Source organism: Halobacillus seohaensis (assembly GCF_042663045.1).
GTDB lineage: Bacteria > Bacillota > Bacilli > Bacillales > Halobacillaceae > Halobacillus_A > Halobacillus_A seohaensis.
The window spans coordinates 41999-51136 of the sequence record NZ_JBHSZV010000018.1 but is presented as its reverse complement, the minus strand read 5'-3'; the positions used below and the strand labels follow the sequence as shown (position 1 = coordinate 51136).

Below are 9138 nucleotides of genomic sequence, written 5' to 3'. Positions count from 1 at the left end.
TACTGGTTGGTTCGTTCAGTTTTCAAAGATCAATTGGTTTGCCGCTTCAAAACAGCGACTCAATTAATATACCATGTTGTAAGTTTTAAGTCAACAACTTTTCTGTGTAATATTAATTGTTTTTGATTTGTTTGTCGTGCTCTTTTGCTGCGACGTTTAATAATATACCACGGTTAGAATAACACATCAAGGGGATATTTAAATAAAAGTTTTTTCTGATAATTGTTTTCCTGAACTATAAAAATAGCACCTCCAAATTCACTAGGATTGGAGGTGCTAAAATTTACTATACTATTCGAATTATCTATTTCTCATTTGCGGAAATAATAGCACGTCTCTAATGGATGCTGAATTCGTCAAAAGCATGACTAAGCGATCAATACCAATGCCTAGCCCTCCTGTTGGCGGCATTCCATACTCCAGAGATTCTAAGAAGTCATCATCCATGAGATGTGCTTCATCATTTCCTTCTTCACGTTCTTTCAATTGTGCTTCAAACCGTTCACGTTGATCAATTGGATCATTAAGCTCAGAGAATGCGTTGGCATGCTCTCGACCCACAATAAATAACTCAAACCGATCGGTAAATCGAGCATCTTCTGGGTTCTTTTTAGCTAAAGGTGAAATTTCAATTGGGTGACCATATACAAATGTCGGCTGAATCAGCTTTTCTTCTACCTTTTGCTCAAAAAACTCATTTACTATATGTCCGAATGTCATTGTTTCTTGAATGTCGATGCCATGTTCCTTCGCTAAGGCTTTAGCTTCTTCATCGCTCATCTCTTTCCAAAAGTCAACACCTGTATATTCTTTAACAGCATCAACCATGTGAAGGCGTGCCCATTCTGGCTCTAGATCAATCTCGTGTTCATCGTACTGAACCTTGGAAGATCCTAGTACATCCTTTGCAATATGAGCAATGAGCTGTTCGGTCAAACTCATAATGTCATGATAATCAGCGTACGCCTCATATAGTTCAATCATTGTAAATTCAGGGTTATGTCGAGTGGACACCCCTTCGTTTCGGAAAACTCGTCCAATTTCATAAACTTTCTCCATACCGCCAACAATTAATCTTTTTAAGTGCAGCTCAATAGCAATTCTCATATAAAGCTCCATATCAAGAGCATTGTGATGAGTGACGAATGGACGGGCAGAAGCTCCACCTGGAATGCTATGCATCATTGGCGTTTCTACTTCTAGAAAACCTAAGTTATCTAAGTATCTACGCATAGATTGAATGATTTTACTGCGCAACACAAAGGTATCGCGACTTTCAGGGTTAGTTATTAAATCTAAATAACGCTGACGGTAGCGCTGTTCAACATCTTTAAGACCATGAAACTTTTCTGGCAAAGGGCGTAGTGATTTAGTTAGGATTTCAAACTCACTCGCTTTTACAGATAGTTCACCTACATTCGTTTTGAACATTTCGCCTGTAACGCCAACAATATCCCCAATGTCTGCAGATTTAAAAATCTCATAAGCATCTTCGCCTATCGCATCTTTACGAACATATAACTGAATTTGTCCACTCAAATCTTGAATATGAGCAAATCCCGCTTTTCCTTTTCCACGCTTGGTCATAATTCGACCTGCGATTGTTGCCGGAATTTGCTTTTCTTCTAATTCTTCTTTTGTAAATTCATCATATTGAGAAGTTAATTCATCTGCGAGAGCTGTACGTTCAAACTTACTTCCAAAAGGGTCAAGCCCTTGTTCTCTATAGGAGTTCAACTTCTCCCGTCTGACCTGCATTTGGTCATTGAGTTCTTCTGACATGATCATCACTCCATTCTTGAAAAGGTTTATATAGTAATTAGACGTTTCTTATAAATAAAAACTGCCAGCAAGTCACTGGCAGCATTCTCACTAACGTTTAGTATAGAAAAGTCCTTGAAAGGTGTCAACGGCAAACCATTTAGGAATCCTTTATGCTCTCTTCAATATCAGCAGCGAAATCATAAAAGATTCCAATCATTTGATCGCGCTTACGACCATGAAGTGCCACAGCTTTGGCGCCTGCCGTGTCCAAGGTTTTACCGTTTTCCAGTGCATAGACATGCTCTTGGTCCCAGCCTGCACGCATTTTCACAGTGACAGGTTTTCTTGGGTACGGGACCGCCCATATTAATATCGATGGTATTAGCGGTCGCGAACTTTGCCGCTTCAATTACCAATCCTGCCCGAACTCTTTAACAGTTAGACGTAATGCTGAGTTACAAAACAACTCCAGCCATAGGAGGCCAATACGACTTGGTTTCGAATATGAATACTGTACATAATGCATTCACCTTCAATATATATTATTGCTTAATCTATATCCGAAAACTGCTTCGTAAAATGAACGATTTCAACGCTGCTTCCAGATGCGCACACCAGCTACTTCTTCCTCTGGCAATTGTTCCAGCACTTCCTGAGCTCGTTGATGTACAGAAGAAATATAGACTTCTGGATTCACTTCTGCTAATGGCACCACCACAAAAGCTCTTTCATGCAAATGGGGGTGTGGTATCGATAGACGCTCATCCTCCATATTTTCTTGATTATAGAGCAAAATGTCAAGGTCTATTGTTCGTGGCCCCCATTTAATCACTCGTTTCCGCCCTAATTCCCGTTCAATTTTTTGGCAAAAGTCAAGTAAGGCCAAAGGGGGTAATGATGTTTCCACTTCAATAACCATATTTAAAAAATCATTTTGGTCAGTAAATCCTACTGGGGCAGTCTCATAAATTTCTGACTGGATAATCACCCCAATTTTCTTATGGTTGTCTAGCTGTTCAATTGCTTCAGTTAAGTATTGCTCTCTTTGTGACATGTTAGAACCTAGTGCAATATAAGCTCTAGTCATCGCTCCGGCTCCTATAGATGTCGATGGCCACAGATTTATAATGCCCAGGGATAGGTGGGTCCGGTTTAGTTATCTTGACGCGGCAACCTTCTAAAAGTGAGAATTGGTGAAGAAGCTCGCCTGCTAAATTTTCAGATACAGTCTCTACTAAGTTTTTTGGTTCTCCTTCTACAATAGTTTTTGTTACCTGATATACATCTCCATAATTAATCGACTCATTCATGTCATCAGTCGTTCCGGCAGGCTTTAAATTCAGTTCCAACTCAAGATCTACATAGAAACGCTGACCTAATTTATTTTCTTCAGGAAAAAGTCCATGATAAGCCCAAAACTCCATACCATTAACATTAATTTGGTCCATTTAGCTTTGCCTCCCCATCATCGCATCCATCATCTTGACCATTCGGCCTATAGGTTTCACATCGTGAACTCTTACAATATGAATCCCTTTTGATATTCCATAACAAACTGTCGCCCCTGTACCTTCCATTCTTTCCTCTTTAGGTAAATCTAATGTCTCTCCTATAAATGTCTTTCGTGATGTTCCTAGTAACAAAGGATAACCCAAATCGTGAAATTGATCTAATTCCCTCATCACTTCTACATTATCCTCAAATGTTTTTGCAAAGCCAACACCAGGATCGAGAATAATTTGTTCCCTCTTCACTCCCGCTTTAAGAGCTATCTCTATGCATTTCTTTAGATCTTGTTTCATATCAAAAATCAGATCACTATATTCTTGGTTTTCACGATTATGCATTAGAATGAGCGGTACATCATAACGAGCCGCAACCTCGGCAATCCGCGGTTCTTTTTTAGCCCCCCATACATCGTTAATAATTTCTGCTCCCGCTTCCACAGCTTGTCTAGCTACCTCTGCTTTATATGTATCAATAGAAATTGGAACAGACACTCTATCTTTAAGCGCTTGAATAATTGGAGCAACCCGTTTAATTTCTTCTCGTTCAGACACGGGCTTGTGTCCGGGACGAGTTGATTCTCCACCTATATCTATAATGTCAGCTCCGTCCATTTCCATTTGAACCGCACGCTCAACTGCCTTTTCTAACTCATTAAATCGCCCTCCATCCGAAAAGGAATCAGGCGTTACATTCAAAATTCCCATAACAAGGGTCTGCTTGGATAATGAATAAGTTTTACTTGATGTGCTTAGCTTGAAGTCCATAAAAACAGCCTCTTTTCACAACTTGATTATTTACTTATTTTACACCATATCCTCTTTAAAAAACAAAAAAGCTGTGTCCCTTGTAAGGAACACAGCTTTTTTGAATCTCGCATTACTCTTCTTCGAATTGGTAAAGAGGGGTTGATAAGTATCTTTCACCATTACTCGGAATAATTGCAACTACTTTTTTTCCTTTTCCTAGCTGTTTTGCTACTTGTTTCGCTACGTGGATAGCCGCTCCTGAGGAAACGCCTCCAAGAATTCCATCTTTTCTTGCCGCTTCACGAGCTGCAGCATAAGCATCTTCAGTGGATACTAGAGAGACTTCATCATAAATTTCTGTATTTAAAATACCAGGAACAAATCCTGCACCAATCCCTTGAATCTTGTGTGGGCCTGGCTGTCCGCCTGATAATATCGCAGAGCCTTCTGGTTCAATTGCATATATTTTTACGTCTGGATATTTCTCTTTTAATACTTTACCAGCACCTGTAATTGTACCGCCAGTTCCAATACCAGATACGAAAGCATCCAGCTGATCACCCATTTGCTCAACGATTTCCGGACCTGTTGTTTTTTCATGAACAGCGACGTTAGCCTGGTTGTTAAATTGCTGTGGCATATAATATCCGTGTTTTTCTTCTAATTCAGAGGCTTTTTTAATCGCGCCTTTCATTCCATCTGCACCTGGAGTCAGAACTAACTCAGCACCATAAGCACGCAGTAAATTCCTACGTTCTTGACTCATAGTATCTGGCATAACAAGAACAGTTCTGTAACCTTTTGCAGCTGCAATCATCGCGATACCTATTCCAGTATTACCACTCGTCGGTTCTACTATTGTATCGCCATCTTTTAACTCTCCTGATTCTTCTGCTGCCTCAATCATTGACAGAGCAATACGGTCTTTCACTGAACTTCCAGGATTCATGTACTCAAGTTTCAAGTAGATGTCAGCACTATTTTCTTCAGCACTTCCATTCAATTTAACCATAGGTGTTTGTCCTACTAGTTCACTTACATTATTAGCTATTCGCATCATTTCACTCCTAAAACCAAGTATTTTTATAGGGATTCAATACCAATGTACGCATAATTTCTTTTATTGTCAAACATTTCAATCATTTTACTTGAGTATTCCCAAAATTAAAACGAGCGAAACAGAAGATATTACTGTTTCACTCAATTATTGTGCAGCTATCTTATTGTGAGGGATTAGACTGTAACTCTCTAAGGTCTTTTTCACCGAACTGATAATCTTCATTGCAGAAGTGACACTTCGCTTCCGCCCCTTGGTCTTCTTCGATCATACGTTCAATTTCTTCATCACCTAAACTGGAAATCGCCATTTCGACACGTTCTCTTGAACAATGACACTTAAATTCTACAGGCATTGAATCTAGAATTTGCAATTGTTCTTTACCTAAGAGAACCTCTAATATTTCTTCAGGAGTTTTCCCTTCTCGAACCATTGTTGAAATAGGGGCAATCTCGCTTAAACGCTTTTCAATGGCTGAAGTTGTTTCATCATCTGCACCTGGCATCATTTGAATAATAAATCCTCCAGAAGCCAAAATGGTGTGGTCTGTATCAACAAGAACACCTGCTCCTACAGCAGATGGCACTTGTTCGGAGTTTGCAAAATAATACGTAAAGTCTTCACTCACTTCTCCAGAAACAATCGGAACTTGCCCTGTAAAATGATCTTTCATGCCTAAATCTTTAACGATACTCAACGTTCCATTCGTTCCTACAGCTTGAGCGACATCTAACTTGCCTTGTTGATTTAGATCAAAATCAACGTGAGGATTTTGTAAATAGCCTCGAACTTGGCCCTTAGAGTTTGCATCAGTAATGATCGCTCCAACCGGGCCATCCCCTTCAATTTTAACCGTGAGTTTTTCTTCACCTTTCAACATAGCGCCAATCATAGCACTAATTGTTAGTGTACGACCTAACGCAGCAGATGCTGTTGCCCAAGAATCCTGCCTGCGTCTAGCTTCTTCTACTGTTTCTGTTGACTGTATGGCATAAGCACGTACATGCCCATTAAAACCAATGGCACGTACTAAATAATCTGACATAGATCATCCTTCTCCTTTGAACGCTTTATTATCTTTGTTCGTTTGATATATTTTATTCAATCCTTTTAACGTTAAATGCGAATCAACAACATCAATTGTCCGTGATTGATCTGCTATAAGGGAAGCTAACCCTCCCGTTGCTATGACCGTAGGATGTAAGGTAGAAGCTTCTTTCATCCTTCGAACCACTTCATCAACTTGACCGACATATCCATAGAATATGCCAGATTGCATAGCTTCAACCGTTGAAGAACCAATAACTTGCTCAGGGTTTTTAATTTCAATTTTTGGAAGTTTAGCTGCTTTAGCATATAAAGCTTCCATCGATATGTTAATCCCAGGGGCTATAGCTCCACCAACATATTCACCTTTTTCACTAATATAACAATAAGTGGTAGCTGTCCCAAAATCAATAATAACGAGCGGCGTGTCGTATTCTTGAATGGCCCCAACAGCATTTACGATTCGATCGGCTCCAATTTCACTTGGATTCGGATACTTCATAGCAAGACCAGACTTTATTTCATCCTCTCCGATTATCATCGGACTTTTATTAAAGTAATAACGAGACATACGTTCTAATGCAAACATAATAGGTGGTACAACAGAAGATATAATCACACCGTTTATACTTTCAAAAGTAAGACCTTCATGCTCAAAAAGTGACTTTATAAGCATGCCATATTCATCTTCTGTTTTATGTCGATCCGTTTTAATTCGCCACTGGTATTTCAGTTCATCTTCATCAAAAACGCCCAAAACCGTGTTTGTGTTCCCCACATCCAGTACAAAGATCATACACAAAGCCTCCGTTTCATTTCCTTCGGCTTAATCATATCACAATTGACAATCTCAATGCGGTGATGAAATCTCAAAATTAGACAGAAAAAACCACATTCCTTTATAAAAAGGAACGTGGTTTAACTTAAAACTATTGACGATCATCTGACTTACGATTACTATCTTCCGAATCCGTACTCTCTTCCGAAGATTTAGGAGCTTCATCTGTATCATTACTTGTTGTAGAGGATGTATTATTTTCTACATCTTCTTCTTTTGACTTCAGATTAACCCGCACATTCTCATTATTTTCCTGACGCTCATCAATTTCCTTTTGCTCTTCCTTGTTATGCTTAAGTTGCTTGTTATTTTTAACAGCAATCTCTTCAAGCTCTTCATCCGTTGGAAGGCGTCCCTTTTCAAATAGGGATTCAATATGAGTAGCATCTAATGTTTCTACTTCTAATAACGTGCTGGCAATCAATTCAAGCTTATCTTTATTTTCAGTTAAAATCGTCTTCGCACGATCGTAACTATCTGTAATAAACTTCTGAACTTCTGTATCGATATCATACGCAATCTGGTCACTATAGTTCTGCTCGTTTTGAATGTCACGACCTAAGAACACTTGGCCTCCAGAGTTTTTACCGAATTGAAGTGGTCCGAGCTTATCACTCATACCGTATTCAGTTACCATCTTACGAGCAATAGCCGTAGCACGTTGGAAGTCATTGTGAGCACCTGTAGATACTTCTCCAAACATTACTTCCTCAGCAACACGTCCACCTAGTAAGCCAGTAATCTTATCAAGTAATTCTGGTTTCGTCATAAAGTAGCGATCTTCACGCGGAAGCATGACAGCATAACCGCCAGCTTGGCCACGAGGGACAATCGTAACCTTATGAACCATATCAGCGTCATCCAGAACCATACCAATAACAGTGTGTCCACTTTCGTGGTGGGCAACAATGTTACGTTCTTTCTTAGAAATGACACGACTCTTCTTAGCTGGACCAGCGATAACACGATCAATGGCTTCATCAACATGCAGCATATCAATGGCCGTGCTATCTGAACGAGCAGCCACTAAGGCAGCTTCGTTTAGCAAGTTTTCAAGATCAGCACCTGAGAATCCAGGGGTACGAAGAGCGATTGTTTTCAAGTCAACATTATCAGCCAAAGGTTTGTCCCTAGCATGAACACCAAGCACAGCTTGACGTCCTTTCACATCTGGTCGGTCTACCGTGATTTGACGGTCAAAACGTCCCGGACGTAATAAGGCTGGGTCTAGGATATCTGGTCTGTTTGTTGCTGCGATCATAATGATTCCTTCGTTGGCACCGAAACCATCCATTTCAACTAGCAGTTGGTTAAGCGTTTGTTCACGTTCATCATGACCACCGCCTAGACCAGCACCACGTTGACGTCCCACCGCATCGATCTCATCAATGAAGATGATACACGGTGCATTCTTTTTGGCATTTTCAAATAAGTCACGTACACGCGATGCACCAACACCAACGAACATCTCAACGAAATCTGAACCACTGATAGAGAAGAACGGAACACCCGCTTCTCCGGCTACGGCTCTAGCTAGTAACGTTTTACCTGTTCCTGGTGGGCCTACAAGCAACACACCTTTAGGAATACGCGCACCGACTGCGGTAAACTTACGAGGGTCTTTCAAGAAATCAACAACTTCTACAAGTTCCTGCTTCTCTTCATCAGCACCCGCAACGTCTTTGAAACGAACTTTCTTCTTGTCTTCACTGTATTGTTTTGCTTTACTTTTACCAAAGTTCATGACACGACTACCGCCGCCCTGAGCTTGGTTAAGCAAGAAGATAAACAAGATAAATATAATCACAAACGGAATGATGGATGTTAATACAGTCACCCATACACTCGGCTGTTCTTCTTCTTCAACCGACAAAATACTTTGCTCTTGAGCTTGACTGCTCACATTCGAAATGATTTCTTCATTAGCTGGAATATTGGCTGTAAATGTTTCATCTTCTGCACTTCCAGCTATTGAACCTGTGACACGAACCACTCCATTGACAGGCTGCATCGTCATTTCTTCGATTTCACCATTATTCAATCTATCGTAAAATTCGTTCACATTTAATGTTTCTTCTGGCTCACCTTGACCTCTAAATAGACCGACTACGCCGATCACTACGAGGAAGATTAGTAAGTAAAAGATTGTATTACGAAATATCCGGTTCATTGCCTAC

9 protein-coding genes are annotated in these 9138 nt (G+C 40.1%); all 9 read right to left on the bottom strand.

From position 1 onward, the window contains the following. Positions 1 to 300: 300 nt before the first annotated feature. The 9 genes from lysS to ftsH all read right to left on the bottom strand — a co-directional run bounded on the left by lysS (position 301) and on the right by ftsH (position 9131). On the bottom strand, positions 301 to 1782 hold the full coding sequence (gene lysS / locus ACFQIC_RS08000; RefSeq protein ID WP_204711280.1) for a lysine--tRNA ligase: 1482 nt from the start codon (positions 1780 to 1782) through the stop codon (positions 301 to 303). Positions 1783 to 1921: 139 nt separating this feature from the next. Beyond that, positions 1922 to 2089 (bottom strand): tRNA-dihydrouridine synthase, encoded by a 168-nt coding sequence (locus ACFQIC_RS07995; protein WP_204711342.1) that lies wholly within the window; start codon positions 2087 to 2089, stop codon positions 1922 to 1924. 264 nt (positions 2090 to 2353) lie between these two features. Next, positions 2354 to 2851 carry a 2-amino-4-hydroxy-6-hydroxymethyldihydropteridine diphosphokinase gene (gene folK / locus ACFQIC_RS07990; protein ID WP_204711281.1) on the bottom strand — a complete coding sequence of 166 codons (498 nt, stop codon included), beginning with the start codon at positions 2849 to 2851 and terminating at the stop codon, positions 2354 to 2356. Then, positions 2844 to 3212: a dihydroneopterin aldolase gene (gene folB / locus ACFQIC_RS07985; protein WP_204711282.1), complete on the bottom strand. Its 369-nt coding sequence runs from the start codon at positions 3210 to 3212 to the stop codon at positions 2844 to 2846. The genes folK and folB overlap by 8 nt, the downstream gene beginning before the upstream one ends. Beyond that, positions 3213 to 4037, bottom strand: coding sequence for a dihydropteroate synthase (gene folP, locus ACFQIC_RS07980; RefSeq protein WP_204711283.1), 825 nt, complete (start codon positions 4035 to 4037; stop codon positions 3213 to 3215). A 112-nt stretch (positions 4038 to 4149) separates the two neighbouring features. After that, a complete protein-coding gene (cysK, locus tag ACFQIC_RS07975; protein WP_204711284.1) occupies positions 4150 to 5076 on the bottom strand; it encodes a cysteine synthase A in 927 nt (308 codons plus the stop codon). Positions 5077 to 5239: 163 nt separating this feature from the next. Next, positions 5240 to 6121, bottom strand: a complete 882-nt coding sequence (hslO, locus tag ACFQIC_RS07970; RefSeq protein WP_204711285.1) for an Hsp33 family molecular chaperone HslO — start codon at positions 6119 to 6121, stop codon at positions 5240 to 5242. Between the two features lie 3 nt (positions 6122 to 6124). Continuing rightward, entirely contained in the window at positions 6125 to 6919 is a 795-nt protein-coding gene (locus tag ACFQIC_RS07965) for a type III pantothenate kinase (RefSeq protein ID WP_204711286.1), read from the bottom strand. A 133-nt stretch (positions 6920 to 7052) separates the two neighbouring features. Beyond that, positions 7053 to 9131, bottom strand: a complete 2079-nt coding sequence (gene ftsH / locus ACFQIC_RS07960) for an ATP-dependent zinc metalloprotease FtsH (protein ID WP_204711287.1) — start codon at positions 9129 to 9131, stop codon at positions 7053 to 7055. Between the last annotated feature and the right edge of the window lie 7 nt (positions 9132 to 9138).

Excerpts from the sequence above, each read along its gene's own strand:
- folB (WP_204711282.1), bottom strand. The coding sequence starts at position 3,212 with ATGGACCAAATTAATGTTAATGGTATGGAGTTTTGGGCTTATCATGGA.
- folK (WP_204711281.1), bottom strand. The coding sequence starts at position 2,851 with ATGACTAGAGCTTATATTGCACTAGGTTCTAACATGTCACAAAGAGAG.
- hslO (WP_204711285.1), bottom strand. The coding sequence starts at position 6,121 with ATGTCAGATTATTTAGTACGTGCCATTGGTTTTAATGGGCATGTACGT.
- ACFQIC_RS07995 (WP_204711342.1), bottom strand. The coding sequence starts at position 2,089 with ATGCGTGCAGGCTGGGACCAAGAGCATGTCTATGCACTGGAAAACGGT.
- lysS (WP_204711280.1), bottom strand. The coding sequence starts at position 1,782 with ATGTCAGAAGAACTCAATGACCAAATGCAGGTCAGACGGGAGAAGTTG.
- folP (WP_204711283.1), bottom strand. The coding sequence starts at position 4,037 with ATGGACTTCAAGCTAAGCACATCAAGTAAAACTTATTCATTATCCAAG.
- cysK (WP_204711284.1), bottom strand. The coding sequence starts at position 5,076 with ATGCGAATAGCTAATAATGTAAGTGAACTAGTAGGACAAACACCTATG.
- ACFQIC_RS07965 (WP_204711286.1), bottom strand. The coding sequence starts at position 6,919 with ATGATCTTTGTACTGGATGTGGGGAACACAAACACGGTTTTGGGCGTT.
- ftsH (WP_204711287.1), bottom strand. The coding sequence starts at position 9,131 with ATGAACCGGATATTTCGTAATACAATCTTTTACTTACTAATCTTCCTC.